Here is a 20,663-nt window from a genome sequence, read left to right on the forward strand (position 1 = left end):
GTCGACGATGAGCACCAGCAGCAGTGGCACGACGAGGGCGAGCAGCGGCGTCTGGCGCCCGACGATCGACGAGACCCGGGCACCGGCCCGGCGGGCAGGCCCGCCGCCCGCGAGGCGGTAGCCGGTCCGCCATCGGCTGCGGATCTCTGCGTCTGCCACGCGCCCGCCAGCTCTGCCCGAGCGGTGCGTCGCGGGCGATGCGCCACAGGTCGGTGGGCTCGAACCCCCAAGGTGCGCACCGGGTGCGGGCAGATCGGGCGCAAGTACGTCACGCAGGCCGGCGGCGCGGATCGCGCCGCCGGCCTCGCCGGTGTTCCGCTAACCGCCGACGTGGATGCCCGGGCGGCGGGCCGGGTCCTTCTCCACGCTGCGGATGATCTCCCGGACCACCGGTGCGGTGTCGCCGCGGCCGAGGAGCAGGTAGCGGAACAGGTGCCCGAGCGGGTTGCCTTCGGACCACTCGAAGTAGCAGCGGGGGCGGACACCCGTCACATCGCGCAGGGTGAGCAGGATCGCGGCGATCGCGTTGGGCGCCGCGGGGCTGTTCGCGCGGAGGATCCGGTAGCCGTCGATCTCCACGCCCCGCACTTCGAGCACGTTGCTGAACTCCGACGGGTCGACGACGTCGATCTCCAGGAACAGGATGTCGGCGGCGCCGGGCACCGGGTTCATGCCGCGCTGTTCGGCTTCCTTCGCGGAGTACTCGGCGTGGTCGCCGCCCTGGCGCTTGTTCGCGACGATGTTCAGGGCGCCGTCGTGGGCCAGTGAATCGGCGATGAACCGGCGGGCCTCGTCGTCGAACTCGATGCGTTCGGCGCGCAGCTCCGTCGTCCGCGACACGCGGGACACCAGCGAGACGACGATGATGCCGAGGATGAACAGCGCCGAGATGGCGATGCCGTCGGGCTTTTCGATGACGTTTTCGACCAGCGCGTACAGCAGGACCAGCGTGAGCACGACGAAGCCCACGGCCGCGCCGCGCTGCCGCCCGCGGATCGCCGAGATGCTGACCGCGACCGCGCCGGAGACCATCATCGCCAGGATGCCGGTCGCGTAGGCGCCGGCCTGGGCGTTGACGTCGGCGCCGAACGCGATGGTGATGAGGATGCTGATCACCGTGTAGACGATGACCACCGGCCGGACGGCCCGGCCCCACTCCGGCGCCATGCCGTAGGAGGGCAGGTAGCGCGGGACGATGTTGATCAGCCCGGCCATCGCCGAGGCGCCGGCGAACCACAGGATCAGCACGCTGCTGACGTCGTAGACGGTGCCGAAGAGCTCGCCGAGTTCGCGGTGGGCCAGATAGGCCATGGCACGGCCGTTGGCCTCGCCGCCCTCCTTGAAGGCGTCGGCCGGGATCAGCACGGTGGTCACGAAGCTCGTCGCGATCAGGAACACCGACATGATGAGCGCGGCGGCGGTGAGCAGCTTGCGCGTGTTGCGGATCCGGGATTCCAGCTTCTCCTCGGCGGTCTTCCCGTCCGCCGCGACCAGCGGCATCATGCTGACGCCCGTCTCGAACCCGGAGAGCCCCAGCACCAGCATCGGGAACGCGATGACGGCCGGGCCGACGACGCCGGCGAACCCGCCGCCCCCGGCGGTGAGCGCGTCGGTCCAGTGGGAGAGGGCGGCGGAATCGCCCAGCAGGTCGATCACGCCCGCGACCGTCACCACGGCGTTGAGCAGCAGGAACACGGCGACGAGCGGGATGGCCACCCCGACGGCCTCGCTGAAGCCGAGCAGGAACACCCCGCCGAGGATGAGCAGCAGCACGACGGTGATGAGCACCGCGTGGCCGTGCAGGAAGCCCGGCAGGTACGGGTTCTCGAGCATGTGCACGGTGGCGTCCGCCGAGGACAGCGTGATCGTGATGATCCACGACGTCGCCACGAACCCGAGCAGGGTGAGGACGAAGAGCTTGCCGCGCCAGAACGGCAGGAGGGTCTCCAGCATCGCGACCGAACCCTGGCCGTGCGGGCTTTCGCGGGCCACCCGGCGGTACATGGGGAGCATCCCGAGCAGCGTGAGCGCGACGATCAGCAGGGTGGCCAGCGGCGAGAGCGCCCCGGCGGCGAGCGCGGCGATACCGGGCAGGTAGGAGAGGGTCGAGAAGTAGTCGACGCCGGTCAGGCACATGACCTTCCACCACGCCTGCGGCGTGCCGTGGTCTTCACCGCCCGCGCGGCCGACGGGCGCCACCCGGTGTTCGAGCAGCCACCGCGCCACGGGCGACGTCGGCGGCTGCGGCGGTGCCGGGCTTTCGACGCTCGCCGGAATGGTCAATTCGGGTGAAACACCCATTTTCGCCCTCTCGTCCCCTCGACCCGAAAACAGTGGTCACCAGCATGCCCGACCCCCGGTTCGGGCTGCGCAGGAGGCTCCGCCCCTTTTCGGGCGGTCCTGACTTTCCCCGGGCGGTCCTGGACGGTCCCGCGCGGCTCCCGCCGGAGCGCCCCAAGGCGGCCTTGGGGCGCTTGCGTGGAGGGTCGGCTCACGTACTCAAAGGGTCGGTTGGGGAATCTCGCGTGGCTGAAGGGGCATCTCGCGTGATCGGTGAGGCATCGGGCCAGTGGGGGTTTGGCGGGTGGCGGGCCGGGTAGCCGAGGCGGCATGCCCGGACGCGAAGACTTGCCCAGCACCCTGCTGCGGTCGCCGCGCAAGGCCCAGGACACCTGGGTTGCCGCGCACGACTCCGCGCTCGACACCTACGGCCCCGGCCGGCGGGCCCGGCAGACCGCCTACTCGGCCTTGAAGCACACCTTCGAGAAGGTCGGCGACCACTGGGAACCCAAGCCGGAACGCGGCCCGTCCGACGAGCAGGCCGCCGGGGGTGCCGGGCAGCCCGGGAAGCCGACCCACGGGGGCGTCAACGCCACCGCGAGCCGGCAGCACCTCTACGAGCGCGCCAAGCAGCTCGGCATCGCCGGCCGGTCGCGGATGTCCAAAGAGGAGCTCGTCGCCGCGCTGGAGAAGGAGAACCGGCGCCGGACCGACCGGGCCCGGCGGTCCGGCTGAGGCGTCCGGTGCGGACGCCTCAGAACTCGTCGGAGCCGGTGAGTTCGTGCTCGAAGGCGTCCGCGCGGGCGACGACCGCCTTGAGCGGGCGCTCGAACTCCTCCTGGATGCTGAGGTCCTCCAGGGGCACGGTGTGCTTGAGCAGCGCGACGCCGTCCACCACCCCGGCGCCGCCGACGGCCGAGCCGCCGGCCAGCTCGAGCAGGCGCCGCAGGTCGAGCTTGTCGGCCCAGCCGACGGGGGAGGAGATCTCGATCCACGAGCCGCCGTCGAGCTCGGCGAGGTGGTGCACCGTCACCTGCTGCGTCCGGTCCCGGGGACCCTCCAGCCGGAACCGCAGCCAGTCCTCCGACTCCTCGAGGACCTCGTACCGCGTCCGGACAAAGTTGATCACGTCGATCCAGGTGGTCACCCGCTGCGCCTCCCGCCTTCGGCCTGCCTGCGTGGTCGAGCATCTCACGTCCGCGGCGGAGCCGGTGCGCTGGTCGCCGGGGCTGTTCCGTGACACCATCAGTCGCATGCGGGGCCGTCCGGCAGCGTGGCGGATTTCGCTGGTCGTCGTCGGCGGTGAGCGCCGGTGACCACCGGCCATCCGGCGCGGTTCGCGGTCGTCGCCCCGGTCGTCCCGGCGGGGCGCACGGGCCGGGTCCACGCGGTGCTGCCCTCGGCCGAAATAACCGGTGCCGGTCTCGGCCACGTCGCCCCGGCCACGGGAAAACCGGCGTTTAGCTCCGCCGGTGGGGGCTACCCGGAGTAATGAACGGCCTGCACTACCGTGAGGGTGCAGAGTGAGGAGGTGGACGCGGTGCCGCCTTTCCGGCGTGACCTCGTGGTCGTCGGCGCTTCGGCCGGCGGGGTCGAGGTCCTGCGGGCGCTCGTGTCCGCGTTGCCGCCCGACTTCCCCGGCGCAGTGCTCGTCACGATGCACCTCCCCGCCGAGACGGAGAGCGCGCTCGCCCGCATCCTCGACCGGGCGGGCCCGCTGCCGGCCCGGACGGCGCGCCACGGCGCGCCGATCGAGCCGGGCACCGTGTACGTCGCCCCTCCCGACCGCCACCTGCTCATCGAAGACGGCGTCCTGATCCTGACGATGGGACCGACCGAGAACGGGCACCGCCCGGCCATCAACGCGACCTTCCGCTCGGCCGCGCTGACGGGCGGGCCCAAGGTCATCGGTGTCGTGCTTTCGGGCGTGCTGGACGACGGGGCGGCCGGGCTGCGCGCGATCGCGGACCGCGGTGGCACCGCCGTCGTCCAGGACCCGGCCGAGGCGCTGTACCGCGGCATGCCGGAGAACGCGCTGGCCCTGGTGGACACCGAACACGTGGTGCGGGCCGGGGAGCTCGGCGCGCTGCTCGACAAGCTCGTCCGGATCCCGGTGGACCCGGGCGAGGTCCCACCGCCGTCCGGGACGCTCGTGCTGGAGGACCGGATCGCCCGTGAGGCGGTGCGGGCCGGTGCGCTCCCGCGCACCGAGCAGGAGAGCGGATCGGGGTACACGTGCCCCGACTGCCAGGGCTCGCTCACCGAGGTCGACCCCGCGGGCCGGTTCCGCTGCCGGATCGGGCACGCCTGGTCGGCGCAGGCGCTGCTGGCGGCCCACGAAGGGGAGTTCCGGTTCGCGCTGCAGAAGGCCCTGCGCGCGCTCGACGAGAAAGCGGGGCTGGCCCGGAAGATGGCCTCGCAGGTGTCCGGGCGGCGCCCGGGCGGCCTGGGGGAACGCTACGCCGCCTCCGCCAGGGAAGCCGCCGACGCCGCGGAGACGCTGCGCCGGTTCCTCCTCGAGACGACCGAAGAGGCCGGGGAGGAAACGACGGCGCCATGAGTCACACCCCTGTTCACCTGGATGTCGGCCGCCACGGGGAGGCGACCGTCGTGCGGGTGACCGGTGAACTGAACCTCACCTCGTACCCGACGTTGCGTGACGGCCTGCTCAAGATCGCCACCGACGCGCCGGACGGGCTGGTGGCCGACATCAGCAGGCTGGCCATCGCCGACTCGTCCCTGGTGAGCGTCTTCTCCCTGGTCGCCATGCGGATCGGCGACTGGCCGGGCATCCCGTTCACGCTCGCGGCGGGCGGGGCCGGCCACCGGGGGCTGCTGAGCAGCCACGTGGTCGACCGCTACGTCCCGGTCCGCGTCGACCTGACGGCGGCGGCAGCGGCGCTGGACCACCCGGTGCGCCGCCGGTGCGAACGCGTCTTCCCGCGCAGCGACGGTACTTCGGCGCAGATCCGGGACTTCGTCGCGGATCGGCTGTGCGGGTGGGGCGTGCCCGAACTTTGCGAAGACGCCCGCCTGATCGCCACCGAACTGGTCGAGAACGTGCTGCGGCACACCACGTCCGAACCGAAACTGCGGCTCGACCTGCGCCGTGGGGTGTGCACGGTGGCCGTGGCCGATCAGGACCCCCGGCCGGCCGTGCTGCTCGAACGGCTGTCCCCGTTCGAGCCGGGCATGGGGCTGAAACTGGTCACGCAGGTCGCCCGCACGTGGGGCTGCAGCCGGTCGTGGGCCGGGGGCAAGGTCGTGTGGGCGGTGCTGCTTTCCCGTCCCCGCACCACCGGTGACCGTCCGGCCGGGTAGCGTGTCGGACCGTGACCGAGCCCAAGGAACCCAACGGCGAGTTCGAGTCCGTGCTCACCTACCTCAAGGAGTCGCGGGGCTTCGACTTCACCGGGTACAAGCGCAGCAGCCTGATGCGCCGGGTCCGCCGCCGGATGAGCCAGGTCGAGATCGACAGCTACGCGGACTGCATCGACCAGCTGCAGGTCAACGCCGACGAGTTCGTCGCGCTGTTCAACACCATCCTGATCAACGTGACCGGGTTCTTCCGCGATCCGGACGCGTGGGACCACCTGCGCGACCACGTGCTGCCCACCCTGCTGGCCGAGCGCAGCCCCGAAGAGCCGATCCGCGTGTGGAGCGCCGGCTGCGCGGCCGGGCAGGAGGCCTACAGCCTCGCGATGCTCTTCGCCGACGTGCTCGGGATCGAGGCGTTCCGGCAGCGGGTCAAGATCTACGCCACCGACGTCGACGACGAGGCGCTGGCGCAGGCCCGGCACGCGGCCTACACCCCGGCGGAGGTCGAAGGGCTCACCGAGGCGCAGCTCGAGCAGTTCTTCGAGCTGCAGGGCAGCCGGTACTGCTTCCGCAAGGACCTGCGCCGTTCGGTGATCTTCGGGCGCAACGACCTCGTCCAGGACGCGCCGATCTCCCGGATCGACCTGCTGGTCTGCCGCAACACGCTGATGTACTTCAACGCCGAGACCCAGACCAAGATCCTCGAGCGGTTCCACTTCGCCCTCGCCCCCCGCGGGGTGCTGTTCCTCGGCAAGGCCGAGATGCTGTTGTCCCACAGCAGGATCTTCGAGCCGGTGGACCTCAAGCGGCGGGTTTTCCGCAAGGCGGTCAACGCTCCGGTGAGCTACAACCACTTCGTGTCCCACAGCTTCCCGCAGCGGCGCACCCAGGACATCTCCGGCATCGAGGAACTGCGTGAGCACGCCTTTCGGCGAGCCCGGTCGCCCAGATCGTCTTCACCGAGAGCGAGACGACGGCGCTGGTCAACGCCAGGCGGAAGTCGCGTTCGGACTGTCCGAACGCGACATCGGGCGGCCGTTGCGCGACCTCGACGTCTCCTACCGCCCGGTGGCGCTGCGCGCCTACGTCGAACAGGCCCGGCTGGAGCGCCGGTCGCTGCGGATCAAGGACGTCGAGTGGCGCCGGGCCGGGGAGACGGTGTGGTACGAGGTCCACGTCAACCCCCTGGTGAACAAGAGCAAGACGCTGCTCGGCGTCTCGGTGGTGTTCCACGACGTCAGCTGGGCGCGCCAGCTGCTCACCGAGCTGGAGCACACGAACCGGCAGCTGGAGTCGGCCTACGAGGAGCTCCAGTCGACCAATAAGGAACTCGAGACCACCAACGAGGAGCTCCAGTCCACCGTGGAGGAGCTGGAGACGACCAACGAGGAGCTCCAGTCCACCAACGAGGAACTGGAGACGATGAACGAGGAGCTGCAGTCCACCAACGACGAGCTGCAGACCATCAACGACGCGCTGCGTGAGCGCAGCCTCGACCTCGACGAGGTGAACGAGTTCCTCGAGTCGGTGCTCACCTCGATCCGGGCCGGCATCGTCGTCATCGACGCCGAGATGCGGATCAAGGCGTGGAACCGCGGCGCCGAGGACCTGTGGGGCGTGCGGCGGGAGGAAGCCGAAGGCATCCACCTGCTGAACCTGGACATCGGCCTGCCGGTCGGGGAAATCCGCCCGGTGGTGCGCGAAGCGCTGGCGGACCCGGCGTACTACGGCGAGCTGATGCTCGACGCGATCAACCGGCGCGGCCGCGCCGCGGTCGTCCGGCTGCTCTGCAGTGCGCTGCGCAGCTCGAACGGGGAGAGCCACGGCGCGTTGCTGATGATGGAGGAGACGAAGACCGAACAGCCGGAGTGAGCCGGTGGGCTTGCCGAGCCGGGCCGCGGCTGTTATCCGTTGATCCATGGGGTTGACCAACGTGTGGATCGCGACACTCAGTGACGGCCTGCTCCGGGCCGACCAGGTCGTCGGCCTGACGGCGCACGCGACACCGGCGCTGACCGGGAAACCGCCGCGCTGGCTGTTCGACGCGACGATCCGGACCGCGGCGGGCAGCGGCAGCGTGGACGGCTGGGACGTGGGGATCCTCCATCGCACGCTGATCCAGACGCCGGCGGAACCGGTGGGCGCGGCGGAAGAGCTCGCCCGCCTCCTGGCCCGGCTGGACCGCGAGGACGCGGCCGGGCTGATCACCGCGGTGGCCGACAGCGGAGCCAGGACGCAGCCGGCGAGCGTGGTGCGCTTCGGGTTCCGGCCGTTCGAGGACGAGGGCTCCGGCGCCTGACGCGCCGGAGCCCCGCGGGTCCTACTTGGTCAGCGCGGCGATCCGGCCGAGCACTTCGTCCTGGCCCAGCGCCTGCGTGATCGCGTGCAGGTCGGGGCTGCGGGTCGACCCGGTGAGGGCGATGCGGATGATCTGCGAGGCCTCCCGGATGGAGCCGGGGAAGCCCTCGGGGTTCTTCTTGAACTCCTTGGCGTTGCGGGCGAAGCCGTGCTTGGCCGCGACCGCGCGGATCTGGTCGAACCACTCGCTCCCGTCGTCGAGCTGGCGGTAGTCCGCGGCGAAGTCGTGCGCCACGGCCCGGACGACCGCGGGGTCGACGCCGAGTGCGGCGATGCGCTCGTCGTCGGGCCCGGTGACGGCGGCGTGGAGCTGCGGGAAGAAGAAGCCGTACACGGCCCGGAACTCGCTCCACTTCTTCAGGTCCTTGCGCGGGTTCTCCGCGCCTTCGCGCTCCACGGCCAGCGCGCGCAGGGCCAGGTCCGGCTCCTCGTCGAGAACCCGGCGCAGCTCGGGGTCGAACCGTTCGGCCCAGCCGCGGACGGCTTCGAGGATCGCGGCACCCGGAAGGGTGGCGATGTGGTCGGCGGCGATGTCGTCGAGCTTGACCAGGTCCACCAGCGGGCCGGCGACGCCGCACTCGTCGAGGTTGATCGGCTCGGTGAGCGCCTGCTCGAGCGGCACCTCCGCGAGCCGGCCGTTGACGAGGCCGCGCAGGTAGTACAGGACGGCCTCGGCGGGGTAGCCGGCCTCGATGAAGAAGTCGACCGACGCTTCCGGGTCCTTGCGCTTGGACAGCTTGCGCTTGCTGCCGCCCTCCTGCTTCATCAGCGGCGCGATGTGCGCGTAGGTGATCGGCTCGAAGCCGAGCGCGTCGAACAGCTGCTGGTGCACCGGGACCGACGAAATCCACTCGTCGCCGCGGATCACCAGGTTCACCCGCATGAGGTGGTCGTCGACGGCGTGCGCGAAGTGGTAGGTCGGCAGCCGCGGGCTCTGGTCGGAGCTCTTGAGGATGACGACGTCGTTGCGGTTGGCCTCGGCCTCGAGCGGCCCGCGGATGGCGTCGGTGAACCGGGCACGGGCGCCGGTGTCGTCCGGGGCGCGGAACCGCACGACGTACGGGGCGCTGGCGTCCAGCTTGGCCTGGACGTCGGCCGGGTCGGCGTCGCGCCAGATCGCCCAGCTGCCGTAGTAGCCGGTGGGGAGCTTCGTGGCCTGCTGCCGCTGGGTGATGGCGGCGAGCTCCTCCTTGGTGGCGAAGTCGAGGTACGCCTTGCCCTCGCGGAGCAGCTCGCGGACGTAGCTGAGGTAGATCCGCTCGCGCGCCGACTGCTGGTACGGGCCGTAGTCGCCGCCGCGGTGGATGTCTTCGTCGGCGGCGAGGTGGAAGTAGGAGAAGCCGCGCTCGAACTGCTCGAGGACGCCCTCGACCTCGCGGGACTGGTCGGTGTCCTCGATGCGCACGAGGTAGCGGCCGCCGGAGCGCCGGGCGACGTCCTGGTCGATCAGGCCGACGTAGACGCCGCCGAGGTGGAGGGACCCGGTCGGGGACGGGCCGAGGCGCGTGACCAGCGCGCCTTCGGGCAGCTCCCGGGCGGGGTACTGCTGCTCCCAGTGCTCGGGTCCGGGCAGGTCGGCAGGGAAGAGGGCGTCGATGACCGCTCGGTCCAGCATGGGTTGTTCTCCCCGCGTCGTGGTGCACTTGCCTCGGCGAAGCTGGTCGTTTTCGCCGTCGAAGAGCCTAGCCGGGCGGCCTGCCGGCCCGTCCGGGCAGGTGGTGCTCGGCGGGCGGCGGTGCTAGCTTGCCGGGAATGCGCGGTCGCTTTCCTTTCGCCAGAACGCTTTCCGCCCTGACGGCCCTGCTGGTGGTCCCGCTGATCGGGACGGCACCGGCCTCCGCATCGTCGGGATCGCCGGGCCGCGAGTGCGCGACACCGTCGATCGACCGGCTGCAGCAGTGGCTGGCCAGCGGCGAAGGGACGACCGTCCCGGCCGTCGGCAGCCTGCTCGTGCCGTCGGGGCACCGGTACGCGGCGAAGGTGTCGTTCCTGAACGCCGAGTGGCACGTGGCCGTGGTGTGGCTGGGCAACCGGTTCGACGCGCAGGCCGACCTGTCCGGCTCGGCGGGGTTCCTGCTGACCTACCGCGCGACCGACGACCTGTACGTCCAGCTGCGCCCGGCGTCCCACTGGAGCGGCGGCGACAAGTGGCTGACCCTGGTGCCGTCGACGGGCGGCCGGCTGGTGACGAGGTTCTTCAGCTTCTCGCCGCGCCGCTGGACGTGGCTGCCGGAGCTGGGCCGGCCGTCGTACCCGCTCGCCTCGGCGCTGGCGGAGGCGCGCGGGCTGGTGTTCGTCGGGAAGACGCCGAACGAGCTCGAGTTCCGCGGCCTGCGCATCGACGGTTACCGGCCGCCGTGTCTCTGAGTCTCCGACGGCCGCCGGGCGGAAACTGTCGGTGCCCCGTGTGACACTGCGGGCGTGATCATCGTGTTCGAGGCCGAGTTGTGGGAGTGGGATGCCCGGCGCACCGACAGCTGGGTCTTCGTCAGCCTGCCCGCCGACGCGTCGGAGGACATCCGCGAGCTCGCCGCCGGGCCGCGGCGCGGCTTCGGCTCGGTGCGCGTCCGGGTGACGATCGGCGCCACGAGCTGGCGGACGTCGATCTTCCCGGACGGTGCGCGAGAGGCCTACGTCCTGCCCCTCAAGCGGGCTGTCCGGGAAGCCGAAGGCGTCGGTGTGGGGGACACCTGCACCGTCACCGTGGAGCTCGTCGACTTCTGATCGCGCGATCGGCGCGAAACGCGATCGGCGGCGAACCGGATCTGTCATGATGCGGACACAGGCCCCGAACCGCACCAAAGGGAGACCCGATGTCCGCCCAGATGGACGAGCTGATCGCCCAGTTCCAGAACTTCCAGAGCAAGGTGCGGCAGGCCGAAGCCCGCTTCGCCGGCGTCGGCGACATGCAGGAGCGGATCGCCCGGCTGGAGACCACCGTCACCTCCCCGGACGGCACCGTGACCGTCACCGCGGGCGCCGGCGGGACCATCACCGACCTGCGGCTCACCGCCGGGGCCACCCGCGTCGAAGCCGGGCAGCTGGCCGCCACCATCATGAGCACCATCCGCCGGGCGGCCGCGGCGGCGGCGCAGCAGCAGGCCGGGATCGTGGACGAGACCTTCGGCGACGCGTTCGGCGTGGACGTCTCGGCGCAGGTGCGCGAAGCCCAGGCGGAGGCGTTCGGAACCGCGGCGGCCGAGCCCGCGTCGGAGCCTCAGCCGCGGCAGCCGTCGCGGCCCGTCCGCCGGCCCGTCGGCGGCGACGACGACGACTTCGACCAGGGCCCCATCCTCCGCCGATCCTAGGGAAACCCGCGATGCCAGACGGAATTCAGACGAACATCGGCGCGATCTCCGCGTACGCCAAGCAACTGCCGTTCTACGAGCAGGAGGCGGACAAGTTCGGCGCGAAGATCGACGCCGCGGACGTCACGAACGAAGCGTGGGGGCTCGTCGGCCTCTGGGCCAAGCAGGGCTACACCGACCGCCTCGCCGAGCTGCGGTCGCTCCTGACCGACCTCAAGGACGGCGTGGACGGGTTCACCACGAAGCTGACCAAGGCCGCGGAGATGTACCAGGGCGCCGAAGACGCCGGCAAGGTGACCTTCGGCAAGTACGAGGCGGAAATCGACGCGATCGGGCAGGGCGAATGACCGAGCCGAAGAAGAGCATCGCCGACGCGCTGGACGTCGAGGCCTACGACGAGAGCATGGGCGCCAACCTCGACCGCGCGGCCGGGTTCGTGCCGGTGGCCGGCACCGCCTACAAGGCCGGCAAGAAGATCGGCGAGCACGCCCGGCAGGCCGCGGAGGCGGACGGCCCGGGGGAGCTGGCGTCCGCCGGGGCGGCACTGGTGGGTGACGGCGCGGCGTTCGTCGGTGCCGCGGCCGCCGACATGGTCACTTTCGCGATGGACCCGATCGGCTGGCTGGTCAGCCACGGCTTGAACATGCTGCTCGAACTGGTCCAGCCCCTGCAGGACGCGCTGCACCAGGTCACCGGCGACGGCCCGGCGATCGGCCACGCCTCCGAGAACTTCGTGACGATCGCGCAGGGGTTCGTCGCGCTCGCCGACGACTTCGAGCGCACCGGCGACACCGCACTGGCCGAGTGGGTCGACGAGGCGGGCAACGCGGCGAAGGAAGCCCTCGGCGACTTCTCCTCCGGCATCCGCGGCATCGGCTCGGCCGCCGGTTCGGTGGCCGAGGTGCTGCAGATGTGGTCGATGGTCATGGTGGTCATCGAAGAGGTGATCAAGGGGATCATCACCGAGCTGGTGTCCTGGCTGATCACCCTGTGGCTGCCCGCGCTGGCCGCGTCGGTGATCAGCTTCGGCGGCTCGGTGGCGGCCGCGATGACCGCGTCGATCGCCAAGGCCGCCAGCGTGCTGCAGAAGGTGACGCGCTACCTCGGCAAGTTCGGCAAGCTGCTCGACAAGTTCATGGAGTTCCTGGTCCGCTACTCCGGCAAGCTCGAGGTGTTCGCCCGCAAGCTGCGCATCGGCGTGATGCCGGGCGAGACGAAGTTCGGCTTCGGCGCGGTGGCCCAGGGCTGGCAGCCGAGCAACCGGGCGCTCACGACGATGTTCGGCACCTCGGCCGGCGTCAAGCCGTTGCTCGCCGGCGCGGGCGTCAAGGCCGGCATCGGCGCGGGCAAGGGTGCGTTCGCCGAAGGCAAGGAAGCCGTTTCCGCCGAGGGGGATGAGCCGTGGTTCGACAAGAGCGAGATCGGCGGGGACCGCAGCCCGGAGGAGACGCGCAAGGACCTGGACATTTGAGCGAGCGCATCGAGAACTGGGCGCAGGAGACCAAGGTCCGGCCCGGGCACCGCGAGCGGGTCGAGGCGCTGCTGCGGGACCGGTGGCGTGAGCCGGTCATCGTGCTGCACTTCGGCGACACCGACGTGGGCTACGACGTCCCCGGCCGCCGCCGGGACGGCACCGTCGTGGGCAAGCGGCTCGTCCGGCGCTTCTTCTGGAACATCCTGCGCGGGATCGGCGCCGCGGTGTTCGGCGTCTTCGCCCTGGCCCACGGCGAACGGCCGGGACTGCCGTTCCAGCGGGCGATCGCCGTTTCGGGCCCGGAGAACGCGATGGCGCTCGACCTGGCCGACCGCCTGCGGTCCGTGGGAGGCGCGTGGCTGGCGTGCTCGCCGTCGTGCCTGGCGGTGGTGGACACCGGATCGACCGCCACCGACCCGGCCGGCGCGCCGCCGCGGATCGTCTGGGAAGCACGCAAGCCGCAGGCGCCGGAGCTCAGCTTCCGCAAGAGCACGCTGACCTGGCCGGACGGCTCGATCTTCCGGCTCCCCGTGCAGGGCCGCACCGAGCAGCAGCACCTGCGGAAGTTCGTCGAGTTCCCGGACACCGTCCACTGGAACGGCCGCTAGGGTCGCGTCCCAGGTCGTTCGCGCTCGGGCTGGTGCCGGCGTCGACGGATCTCGGACGCGCGACGCCGGCTAGTCCTCGCAGGCGAGCCGGGCCCAGACGACTTTCCCTTCGTCGTGGTGGCTCACGCCCCAGGCGAGGGAGAGTTCGTCGACGAGCAGCAGGCCACGGCCACCGGAGCGGCCCGGGACCCGGAGCCGTGGCTCTCCGGTTCCGGTGTCGGCGACGGCCACCGTCAGCACGCACGGGTCGTGCGCGAGGTGGAGCCGTAGCTGGCGGGGGCCGGTGGCGTGGACGTAGGCGTTTTCCAGCAGTTCCCCGACCACGATCACCGCATCGACCCGGTCGGCGTCGGCGAGCGAAGCCAGCTTCGCCTCCGCCCACCGGCGCGCCGAGGTCAGCGCGGCGGGGTCGGCTCCGGCCACGTCCAGTACCTGCCACTCCGGCTCGCGTGCCGCGCCCCAGTTCACGTGCACCGTGCGACTCCTCCTTCTGCAGGAGGGGCTACCCGGTACTGCGGCCGTTAGTCATCCGGCCGGGAACGGCGGGGGAGGCCGGTCCATCCGCCAGAGGAACGCGGCGCGCAGCGCCTCGATGAGGGTTTCGTCGTCGACCTCGCTGGGGCGCTCGCCCATCGGGAGCCAGAGGCCTTCGTCCGGGATGCCGGCCATGACGCGGGTGAGCGTGACACCGGGGTACGTGAGTGTCTCGGAGGTGTCGCCGAGGCCGGAGACGACGACGTGCCGGGACTCCGCCCGGACGAGCACCTGCCGCTGGTCGTTCATGTCGCGCGTCTTCCCCGGAACCGAAGGTCTTACCGCCGTCCAGCATAGACAGGCGAGGCGGCGAGCACCTTCGGGCGAACAGTGGATTCTCGTTCACTTCAGCTCAAGAACCACTTGTGCGCCAACATCTCCGCTGCCGGACCCGGCGCGGAAGCTCCCGCCCGCTGTCCGGTTGCTCTGCGCGAACCGGGTCTGGGCGAATTGCCCGGTACCTATCTTTTGTCCTGTCCGACGAAAGTCGGTACCGGCCCGCCGGGCCGCGGACCACCCTCGACCCACCGGATCACCGGTGCCGGCCCGTGCGCCGGCTCCTCCGGCGCGGCCATCCCTCGCGCCGGCTTCGCCCGCGATCGCGAAAGTGAGTTACCGGCATGCGCAGAACGTCCCCGGGACACCACCTCCTCGCCCGCTCCGCCACCGCGCTGGTGGCCGCCGCCGCGGCCATCGGCTTCTTCACGCCCGTCTCCGCCGCCACCGTCGACGGCTACTCCGCCACCGTGCAGAGCGAAGCCGTCGCTTCGCTCGCCGCGGAAGCGGGGATCAGCGAGTCCGCGGCCGTCGCGCTGCTGCGTACGCAGGCGGCCGGCGTCGACACCTTGCAGCGCGTCACCGCGTCCCTCGGGGCCCGCGCGGCCGACGGCTACCTCGACGCCGCCGCCAAGCCCGTCGTCAACGTGCTGGACCAGGCCGCCGCCGGCCAGGTCGAGCGAGCCGGCGCCCAGGCCCGGCTGGTCAAGCACTCCAGCGCCGCGCTCGCGAGCGCGCAGGACGCCCTGCAGGCGCTGCCCGCGGTGGCGCACACCTCGATCGGGCTCGACCCGAAGACGAACCAGGTCGTGCTGACCCTGGCCGACGCGGCCAAGGGCACCGACGCCCTGGTGCAGGCGGCCGCGTCGCTCGGTGACCGGGTCCGCGTGGAGCGGGTCGCCGGCGAGATGCACACTGCCATCTACAACGGCGAAGCCATCACCGGCGGCGGCACCCGCTGCTCGGCGGGCTTCAACACCAACCGCGGCGGCCAGAACTACCTCATCGACGCCGGCCACTGCACCCGCGCGGTGTCGCAGTGGAACGTCGGCCCGTCGCAGGGCGCCAGCTTCCCGACCAACGACTACGGGCTCATCCGCAACACCACCGGCAGCGCGCCCGGCGCGGTCACCCTGTGGAACGGCTCCACCCAGCGGATCACCTCCGCCGGCACCGCGACTGTCGGGCAGCGGATCAGCAAGAGCGGCAGCACCACGCACCTCACCTCGGGGTCGGTGCAGCGGACCAATGTGACGGTGAACTACGCCGAAGGCTCGGTGTACCAGCTGATCCAGACCAACGCGCTGGTCAACCCCGGCGACTCCGGCGGTTGCCTGTTCGCCGGCAGCGTCGGCCTGGGCATCACCTCCGGCAAGGGCGGCGGGAGCTCGTACTTCCAGCCGGTCGGCGAGGCGCTGAGCGCCTACGGCGTCACCCTCAACTGAGCCGACGCCGGTGGGGGCGCCGTGCCGGCGCCCCCACCGGTGCGTCAGTCGCGGCGGTTGAAGATCAGCCGGTAGCCGGCCAGGATGATCAGGGCGCCCAGGATGGCCAGGCCCCAGGTGCGCAGGTCGAAGAACGTGCCGAGCTGGGTGTGGAACAGTGTCTTGCCGATCCAGCCGCCCACGAACGCGCCCGCGATGCCCAGCAGGATCGTGATGATGCAGCCGCCCGGGTCCTTGCCCGGCATGAGGGCTTTCGCGATCACCCCGGCGATGAGACCCAGCACGATCCAGGCGATGATGCCCACGGGGTTGTCCTCTCGTCCGCTACCTCTTGACGGCACAGGATGGCAGGCACCGGCCCCGGGAGCGCGTCGAGCCACGCCGACGTGATCCGGATCTCACCCGGTGTTCACCGCCGCGGGAACGGGCCCCACCGCTTGACGGCGAACGCGCCACCGCGCCTCTCGACTTCCAGCGCGCTGTGCCCGCCGAAGTGGGCGGGGACGAACAGGACGTTCTCGTCGGCGGCCCAGCCGAGCAGGCGCTGCCGGGTGGCGCGGGCCTGGACCGGGTCTTCGCAGAAGCAGCTGTCGTGCCCGGGTTCGGCGAGTTGCAGGGGCGTGTGCAGGACGTCGCCGGCGAACAGGGCGCGGTCGCCGCCGGAGGCCAGTTTCACCACGCTGGAGCCGGGCGTGTGGCCGGGCGCGGCTTCGAGCCGGAGGTTCGCGTCGATCGTGTGGGCGTCCTCCCACAGCCGGACCTGTCCGGCCTCGAGCACCGGCTGGATGCTGTCTTCGAAGGCGTGCGCGTTCACGCCCTCGGCGACCGCCGGGTTGCGTGCCGGGTCCCAGTGCTCGAAGTCCGCGCGGGGCATGAGGTGCGTGGCGTTGGGGAACGTCGGCACCCAGGTGCCGCCGACGAGCCGGGTGTTCCACCCGATGTGGTCGAGGTGCAGGTGGGTGTGCACGACGAGGTCGACGTCGTCGGGGTGGACGCCGGCTTCGCGCAGCCGGTCCAGGTAGTCCAGCCGCAGGTGGTCCCAGGCGGGGACGGCCGGGCGGTGCTTGTCGTTGCCCACCGCGGTGTCGATCAGGATCGTGCGGCCTTCGCTGCGCAGCAGCCAGGTCTGCATCGACGACAGCACCAGGTCGTCCGCGGTCAGGAAATCGGGTTCCAGCTCGTGGCGGTGCTCCTGCCAGGCCCGCTCGGGCAGGTCCGGGAAGAAGTCCCGGGTGGGCATGATCGGTCCGTGCTGCTCTTCGACGCGGGTGACGGTGACGTCCCCGAGCTTGATTTCGGTCATTTTTCCTTCTCGGTGGGGTTTTCCGGGCACGCCGGACTCGGCATCCGTTGTGGACACTGAGGATGCCTTGACAGGGAACGGTTTTTCAGCCGCGCGCCGGCAAGCTGCGGCGCGCGGTGGCCGTGGTGTGGGCCAGCAGGGTCATCGCCGCGTGCGACGGCGAGCCGGGTTCGGTGGTGGCGACGACGACGTGCTGCTCCTGCTCGGTGCGCAGCGCCTGGTGCGTGACCGTCATCGGGCCCACCAGGGGATGGCGCATCTCGTAGACCGCGTCGCCGCCGGACTTGACGCGCTGGTCCGCCCACCACCGGGCGAACTCCTTGCTGCGCACGGAAAGTTCGCCGACGAGGGCGGTCGTGCGCGGGTCGTCCGGGTGCCGTCCGGACGCCATCCGCAGCGTCGCCACCACCGCGCGGGCCTTGCCCGGCCAGTCGGCGTACAGCTCGCGGGTGTGCGGGTCGAGGAACACCAGCCTCGCCATGTTCGGGCGGCGTCCGGGCCGCTCGGGCGCGTCCGGCTCCAGGTGCCCGGCGAACAGCGCGTGGCCGGCGACGTTCCACGCCAGGACATCGCTGCACCGGCCGAGCACGATCGCCGGCACGTCGCCCAGGGCGGCCAGGAGCTGCCGGACAGCGGGGGTGACGCGTTCCGGCGGCAGGCGGCGGCGAGGGACCGGCCGCCGGGCGGCGGCCGCCAGCTCGTGCAGGTGCCGTCGTTCGGTCTCGTCGAGGCGAAGAGCCTGCGCGAGCGCGTCCAGCACTTCCGGTGAAGCGTTGGCCGACTGGCCCTGTTCGAGCCTCGAGTAGTAGGGCGCGCTCACCCCGGCCAGCCGGGCGAGCTCTTCCCGGCGCAGGCCCGGCACCCGGCGCCGGTCGCCGTAGGTGGCCAGGCCGACGTCTTCCGGTTGCAGGTGGGCTCGGCGGGTCCGGAGGAACTCGCCGAGTCGTCGTCTGGCCTCCATGAAGCCAGTATGGGCAGCGGCGGGGTGGCGCAACCACACCCTGGCGGGGTCAGGCTCGAGGGGGCAAAAAAGGGCCCGCCCGGGAGCTGTCCCGGACGGGCCGTGGGTGATCAGGCTGCTCAGCCGCCGCCGTAGGTGGCCTGGGTGACCGCGAAGACGTTGCGGCTGCCCGCGCCTTCCTGCAGTGACCACAGCAGGTCGGCGGCGGTGTCGTCCTCCCAGTACGAGAGGCTCTCGCCACTGCTGACCCAGGCGAACGTCTGCGCGGCGGCCGCCGGCTTCCAGTAGTAGAGCTGCTTCTGGCCGGACGACTGGAACCACCAGCGGCCGTTGTGCGAGGCCACGCCGTTGAGCTTGTACCAGGGCAGCTGCAGCGCCTGGCTCGCCGTGGTCGTCGCGGCGAAGGTGCCGGTGGACGCGAACGGGTAGCGGATCGCCCGCGGCGCCCGGTTCGGGTAGTCCGTGCAGCCGGACGAGCAGGTGTACTCGGTCATCACGATCGACTTGCTGACGCGGTCGAGGGAGATCGACGACCAAGCGAGGTTCGTCCCCGACGTCGTCTTCGAGGAGATCGAGCCGACCTGCGGCAGGACGTAGGCGTAGTTGTGGGCGTAGTACGTGCTGCCGCTCTGGTGGCCGATCTGGTCGGCGGTGCCGCCGTTGTCCGTCTTGAGGATCTTGCGCATGTCGAACACGCGCATGCCCTTCCCGGTGTCGGCGACGTAGAGGTAGTCGCCGTACCAGGACATGCCGCCGGCGTGGATCGGGATGTCCTTGAAGTCCGGGGCGTCCGCGGTCCCGGTGGGCTCGACGAGCAGGATCTTGCGGTACTTGTTGGGGTAGTCGGCGTCCCAGTCGGCCAGGGTGATCCGGCTGCGCGACTGGTCACCGCTGCAGCCGTCCTTGGTGTACCAGCTGACCGCGACGAGCTGGTGCCCGTCGTAGTTGCCGCCGTTCGCCGTGCCCACGGCGTCGCGGCTGGTGGTGATGCCCTGCGGGTAGTTGGTGCAGTCGGAGTTGTCGTCGCTGTCGAAGCGGAACCCCGTGGAGAGCCCGGCGACGGAGAACGACGACGGCAGCGCGGCGCGGTCGTGGTTCGCGTTCTCCATCACGGTGTGGACGGCCGCGGTGCCGAGCTTCGACACCAGGGCGCTGTTCACCGCGTCGAACTGGTTGTAGTTGGCGGTCAGGGTGTACTGGTCGGCAGGCAGGGTGGCCGGCGCGGCCGCGGCGGCGGCCGCCGGGGCGGCGACCAGGCCCGCGAGCACGCCGGCGGCCAGCGCGGCCTGGGCTATGCGGTGGTGCAGTGACATGGAGAAGAACCTCGGTGGTCGGCGCCCGGACGCTCGCCGGGCTGGTGGGTGGTTTGCCCCGGTCTCACATTGAGACGTGCGTGGAGCGGGGAACATGCTGTGCTCGTGAAGGATGGATCCGAGCCGAAGGGAGATCGGGTGATGGCCGAGTACGCCGGACACGAAAACGGCGACAACCACCGGGCGTGTTTCGAACGTGCCCGCGTCACCTTGGCGCTCGACGGCTGGCAACTTGACGACGGCGTCGCCTCGGGGGTGGATCCACGTGTCCTCCAGAACGATTCGGTGGGAACGATCGTCGGAGGTGGCCGTACAAGAGGCGTACAAACCAGCGCCTTGCCCTGCAATGGCAGGTAGGTGAGGGTGAGCCTGATGGGGTACTCGCAGGCGGCAGCAGCAGCGGATGCCCGATGAGGCTCCGACTTGGTCTGTGACGCCGGGAAGATGTGGGAGTACCGGGACCGGCCGGGACCAGACGCGACGGCGTCCGAGCCCGGCCCTTCCGGTCTCGTGTGCAAGCACGGGCGGGGTAGCTACCCTGGCAGCTTGCGGTGTGTCGGATCGATCTGTGTGGGTGCGTAACTCGAGCTGAACATGTTGGGTGCGGCCAACAGTCTGATGGCTTCGGCCACGGCCTCTGTCACCTCGCTGTCCTTGCGATCTCGGGTGCCGGCCTTCTGCTCGAGGATGATCTTGGCTACTTCGTAGAACTTTCGAAAGTCGCTTGACTTGTATTCGATGCAGAACTTGTTCAGGCAAGGAAAATTCTTGTCGGACGACAATATCTGTCCGGCTGGGAGTGGGCCCGAAAGATGTGGTGCGAGCAGTGGAAAGTCGTCCGAGTCGACTTCGGCGAGTTTCTTGAGTCGGTAGGTCAGGAAGTATTCGTCGACGCGTTGTTGTCGGGCGACGGGGAGGTAGTGGTCTTCGTATTCTTTGATCAGGTACTTCAGGTCTTGGCGCATCCGCTTCAATGCGTCGAAGAGTGGGTATTCGTTGTGGATGTTGGGCGATGAGGTGAGGTGCCGGATGATCTCGCGAACTTCGCTGATTTTCTGGATCTGTTCCGAGTAGGTCTTGGCCGTGGCGTGTGCGGACAGCATGCGAACGGCCAGTTGGACTCTGTCGTGTCCAGTCACGAGTTCCTGGAGGTCGCGGGCGTAGGACTCTTGCTGTGCGCGCGATATCTCGCTCTGTCGGAGCACCGCGCTTATGACGCCGGTGCCGGCGAAGATCGATGCCAGTTGCAAGAGCCATTTCGCCGTCTCGAACGCCGGACTGCCCGGGTTGGCGCTCAGCAGCAGTGCGAGGCCGCCACCGATCAAGGTCAGGCAAAGCGAGCCGAGCGTGATGCTCAGCTTGGTCAGGGACGGAAGTACGATGCTTCTTCTGGTAGCACTCATGATACGGGGTCGTTCCCGCGCGTGTTTCCGTTACGTCCACCTGGGTCGATCAAAATCCGGCTTTACTCGTGGTTCGCCTTCT

General features: G+C 70.6%; 21 protein-coding genes and 1 pseudogene. 12 read left to right on the forward strand and 10 right to left on the reverse strand.

All coding sequences use genetic code 11. The features are described from left to right. Nucleotides 1-318: 318 nt before the first annotated feature. Nucleotides 319-2,301 (reverse strand): amino acid transporter, encoded by a 1,983-nt coding sequence (locus ACWED2_RS45435; protein WP_449696733.1) that lies wholly within the window; start codon nucleotides 2,299-2,301, stop codon nucleotides 319-321. A 309-nt stretch (nucleotides 2,302-2,610) separates the two neighbouring features. Between ACWED2_RS45435 and ACWED2_RS45440 the strand changes: the two genes are divergently transcribed. Continuing rightward, nucleotides 2,611-3,015 (forward strand): ChaB family protein, encoded by a 405-nt coding sequence (locus ACWED2_RS45440; RefSeq protein WP_449696734.1) that lies wholly within the window; start codon nucleotides 2,611-2,613, stop codon nucleotides 3,013-3,015. Between the two features lie 19 nt (nucleotides 3,016-3,034). On the opposite strand, the gene ACWED2_RS45445 is transcribed toward ACWED2_RS45440, so the two are convergent. Beyond that, on the reverse strand, nucleotides 3,035-3,427 hold the full coding sequence (locus ACWED2_RS45445; RefSeq protein WP_449696735.1) for a hypothetical protein: 393 nt from the start codon (nucleotides 3,425-3,427) through the stop codon (nucleotides 3,035-3,037). A gap of 384 nt (nucleotides 3,428-3,811) precedes the next feature. Here ACWED2_RS45445 and ACWED2_RS45450 point away from each other — a divergent pair, with 384 nt between their 5' ends. The 4 genes and pseudogenes from ACWED2_RS45450 to ACWED2_RS45465 all read left to right on the forward strand — a co-directional run bounded on the left by ACWED2_RS45450 (nucleotide 3,812) and on the right by ACWED2_RS45465 (nucleotide 7,897). Beyond that, nucleotides 3,812-4,840, forward strand: coding sequence for a chemotaxis protein CheB (locus ACWED2_RS45450; RefSeq protein ID WP_449696756.1), 1,029 nt, complete (start codon nucleotides 3,812-3,814; stop codon nucleotides 4,838-4,840). Beyond that, complete coding sequence (locus tag ACWED2_RS45455) at nucleotides 4,837-5,601, forward strand: ATP-binding protein (RefSeq protein ID WP_449696736.1); 765 nt, start codon at nucleotides 4,837-4,839, stop codon at nucleotides 5,599-5,601. The genes ACWED2_RS45450 and ACWED2_RS45455 overlap by 4 nt, the downstream gene beginning before the upstream one ends. 11 nt (nucleotides 5,602-5,612) lie before the next feature. After that, nucleotides 5,613-7,470 (forward strand): annotated as a pseudogene (locus ACWED2_RS45460) (CheR family methyltransferase). Nucleotides 7,471-7,516: 46 nt separating this feature from the next. Then, the gene (locus ACWED2_RS45465; RefSeq protein WP_449696737.1) at nucleotides 7,517-7,897 is read left to right on the forward strand and encodes a hypothetical protein; all 381 of its coding nucleotides are present in this window, start codon (nucleotides 7,517-7,519) and stop codon (nucleotides 7,895-7,897) included. A gap of 21 nt (nucleotides 7,898-7,918) precedes the next feature. Here ACWED2_RS45465 and ACWED2_RS45470 read toward each other — a convergent pair whose 3' ends face one another. Beyond that, the gene (locus tag ACWED2_RS45470; protein WP_449696738.1) at nucleotides 7,919-9,571 is read right to left on the reverse strand and encodes a glutamate--tRNA ligase; all 1,653 of its coding nucleotides are present in this window, start codon (nucleotides 9,569-9,571) and stop codon (nucleotides 7,919-7,921) included. A 137-nt stretch (nucleotides 9,572-9,708) separates the two neighbouring features. On the opposite strand from ACWED2_RS45470, the gene ACWED2_RS45475 reads away from it, so the two are divergent. The 6 genes from ACWED2_RS45475 (at nucleotide 9,709) to ACWED2_RS45500 (ending at nucleotide 13,346) form a co-directional block, all read left to right on the forward strand. Beyond that, the gene (locus tag ACWED2_RS45475) at nucleotides 9,709-10,323 is read left to right on the forward strand and encodes a hypothetical protein (RefSeq protein WP_449696739.1); all 615 of its coding nucleotides are present in this window, start codon (nucleotides 9,709-9,711) and stop codon (nucleotides 10,321-10,323) included. Nucleotides 10,324-10,377: 54 nt separating this feature from the next. Beyond that, on the forward strand, nucleotides 10,378-10,680 hold the full coding sequence (locus tag ACWED2_RS45480) for a DUF1905 domain-containing protein (RefSeq protein WP_449696740.1): 303 nt from the start codon (nucleotides 10,378-10,380) through the stop codon (nucleotides 10,678-10,680). An 89-nt stretch (nucleotides 10,681-10,769) separates the two neighbouring features. Further along, on the forward strand, nucleotides 10,770-11,264 hold the full coding sequence (locus ACWED2_RS45485) for a YbaB/EbfC family nucleoid-associated protein (protein WP_449696741.1): 495 nt from the start codon (nucleotides 10,770-10,772) through the stop codon (nucleotides 11,262-11,264). A gap of 11 nt (nucleotides 11,265-11,275) precedes the next feature. Next, nucleotides 11,276-11,611 carry a hypothetical protein gene (locus tag ACWED2_RS45490; RefSeq protein WP_449696742.1) on the forward strand — a complete coding sequence of 112 codons (336 nt, stop codon included), beginning with the start codon at nucleotides 11,276-11,278 and terminating at the stop codon, nucleotides 11,609-11,611. Beyond that, entirely contained in the window at nucleotides 11,608-12,735 is a 1,128-nt protein-coding gene (locus ACWED2_RS45495) for a hypothetical protein (RefSeq protein WP_449696743.1), read from the forward strand. Before ACWED2_RS45490 ends, ACWED2_RS45495 begins: the two co-directional genes overlap by 4 nt. Then, nucleotides 12,732-13,346 (forward strand): hypothetical protein, encoded by a 615-nt coding sequence (locus tag ACWED2_RS45500; RefSeq protein WP_449696744.1) that lies wholly within the window; start codon nucleotides 12,732-12,734, stop codon nucleotides 13,344-13,346. The genes ACWED2_RS45495 and ACWED2_RS45500 overlap by 4 nt, the downstream gene beginning before the upstream one ends. 69 nt (nucleotides 13,347-13,415) lie before the next feature. On the opposite strand, the gene ACWED2_RS45505 is transcribed toward ACWED2_RS45500, so the two are convergent. Together ACWED2_RS45505 and ACWED2_RS45510 are read right to left on the reverse strand one after the other, a co-directional pair. Continuing rightward, nucleotides 13,416-13,820: an ATP-binding protein gene (locus tag ACWED2_RS45505; protein ID WP_449696745.1), complete on the reverse strand. Its 405-nt coding sequence runs from the start codon at nucleotides 13,818-13,820 to the stop codon at nucleotides 13,416-13,418. Nucleotides 13,821-13,871: 51 nt separating this feature from the next. Beyond that, nucleotides 13,872-14,129, reverse strand: coding sequence for a hypothetical protein (locus tag ACWED2_RS45510; RefSeq protein WP_449696746.1), 258 nt, complete (start codon nucleotides 14,127-14,129; stop codon nucleotides 13,872-13,874). 371 nt (nucleotides 14,130-14,500) lie between these two features. Between ACWED2_RS45510 and ACWED2_RS45515 the strand changes: the two genes are divergently transcribed. Further along, nucleotides 14,501-15,601 carry a S1 family peptidase gene (locus tag ACWED2_RS45515; protein ID WP_449696747.1) on the forward strand — a complete coding sequence of 367 codons (1,101 nt, stop codon included), beginning with the start codon at nucleotides 14,501-14,503 and terminating at the stop codon, nucleotides 15,599-15,601. 44 nt (nucleotides 15,602-15,645) lie between these two features. Here ACWED2_RS45515 and ACWED2_RS45520 read toward each other — a convergent pair whose 3' ends face one another. From ACWED2_RS45520 to ACWED2_RS45540, 5 genes are all read right to left on the reverse strand, one after another. Further along, nucleotides 15,646-15,906, reverse strand: coding sequence for a GlsB/YeaQ/YmgE family stress response membrane protein (locus ACWED2_RS45520; protein ID WP_449665828.1), 261 nt, complete (start codon nucleotides 15,904-15,906; stop codon nucleotides 15,646-15,648). Nucleotides 15,907-16,010: 104 nt separating this feature from the next. Then, entirely contained in the window at nucleotides 16,011-16,904 is an 894-nt protein-coding gene (locus ACWED2_RS45525) for an MBL fold metallo-hydrolase (protein WP_449696748.1), read from the reverse strand. Nucleotides 16,905-16,989: 85 nt separating this feature from the next. Then, the gene (locus tag ACWED2_RS45530; protein ID WP_449696749.1) at nucleotides 16,990-17,865 is read right to left on the reverse strand and encodes a helix-turn-helix domain-containing protein; all 876 of its coding nucleotides are present in this window, start codon (nucleotides 17,863-17,865) and stop codon (nucleotides 16,990-16,992) included. Between the two features lie 119 nt (nucleotides 17,866-17,984). Continuing rightward, the gene (locus tag ACWED2_RS45535; protein WP_449696750.1) at nucleotides 17,985-19,178 is read right to left on the reverse strand and encodes a hypothetical protein; all 1,194 of its coding nucleotides are present in this window, start codon (nucleotides 19,176-19,178) and stop codon (nucleotides 17,985-17,987) included. Nucleotides 19,179-19,711: 533 nt separating this feature from the next. Then, the gene (locus ACWED2_RS45540) at nucleotides 19,712-20,581 is read right to left on the reverse strand and encodes a hypothetical protein (RefSeq protein ID WP_449696751.1); all 870 of its coding nucleotides are present in this window, start codon (nucleotides 20,579-20,581) and stop codon (nucleotides 19,712-19,714) included. Between the last annotated feature and the right edge of the window lie 82 nt (nucleotides 20,582-20,663).

This window comes from Amycolatopsis sp. NPDC005003, from assembly GCF_053600695.1.

Excerpts from the sequence above, each read along its gene's own strand:
- ACWED2_RS45540 (WP_449696751.1), bottom strand. The coding sequence starts at position 20,581 with ATGAGTGCTACCAGAAGAAGCATCGTACTTCCGTCCCTGACCAAGCTG.
- ACWED2_RS45440 (WP_449696734.1), top strand. The coding sequence starts at position 2,611 with ATGCCCGGACGCGAAGACTTGCCCAGCACCCTGCTGCGGTCGCCGCGC.
- ACWED2_RS45510 (WP_449696746.1), bottom strand. The coding sequence starts at position 14,129 with ATGAACGACCAGCGGCAGGTGCTCGTCCGGGCGGAGTCCCGGCACGTC.
- ACWED2_RS45470 (WP_449696738.1), bottom strand. The coding sequence starts at position 9,571 with ATGCTGGACCGAGCGGTCATCGACGCCCTCTTCCCTGCCGACCTGCCC.
- ACWED2_RS45525 (WP_449696748.1), bottom strand. The coding sequence starts at position 16,904 with ATGACCGAAATCAAGCTCGGGGACGTCACCGTCACCCGCGTCGAAGAG.
- ACWED2_RS45535 (WP_449696750.1), bottom strand. The coding sequence starts at position 19,178 with ATGTCACTGCACCACCGCATAGCCCAGGCCGCGCTGGCCGCCGGCGTG.
- ACWED2_RS45530 (WP_449696749.1), bottom strand. The coding sequence starts at position 17,865 with ATGGAGGCCAGACGACGACTCGGCGAGTTCCTCCGGACCCGCCGAGCC.
- ACWED2_RS45475 (WP_449696739.1), top strand. The coding sequence starts at position 9,709 with ATGCGCGGTCGCTTTCCTTTCGCCAGAACGCTTTCCGCCCTGACGGCC.
- ACWED2_RS45490 (WP_449696742.1), top strand. The coding sequence starts at position 11,276 with ATGCCAGACGGAATTCAGACGAACATCGGCGCGATCTCCGCGTACGCC.
- ACWED2_RS45435 (WP_449696733.1), bottom strand. The coding sequence starts at position 2,301 with ATGGGTGTTTCACCCGAATTGACCATTCCGGCGAGCGTCGAAAGCCCG.
- ACWED2_RS45485 (WP_449696741.1), top strand. The coding sequence starts at position 10,770 with ATGTCCGCCCAGATGGACGAGCTGATCGCCCAGTTCCAGAACTTCCAG.
- ACWED2_RS45465 (WP_449696737.1), top strand. The coding sequence starts at position 7,517 with ATGGGGTTGACCAACGTGTGGATCGCGACACTCAGTGACGGCCTGCTC.
- ACWED2_RS45495 (WP_449696743.1), top strand. The coding sequence starts at position 11,608 with ATGACCGAGCCGAAGAAGAGCATCGCCGACGCGCTGGACGTCGAGGCC.
- ACWED2_RS45455 (WP_449696736.1), top strand. The coding sequence starts at position 4,837 with ATGAGTCACACCCCTGTTCACCTGGATGTCGGCCGCCACGGGGAGGCG.
- ACWED2_RS45515 (WP_449696747.1), top strand. The coding sequence starts at position 14,501 with ATGCGCAGAACGTCCCCGGGACACCACCTCCTCGCCCGCTCCGCCACC.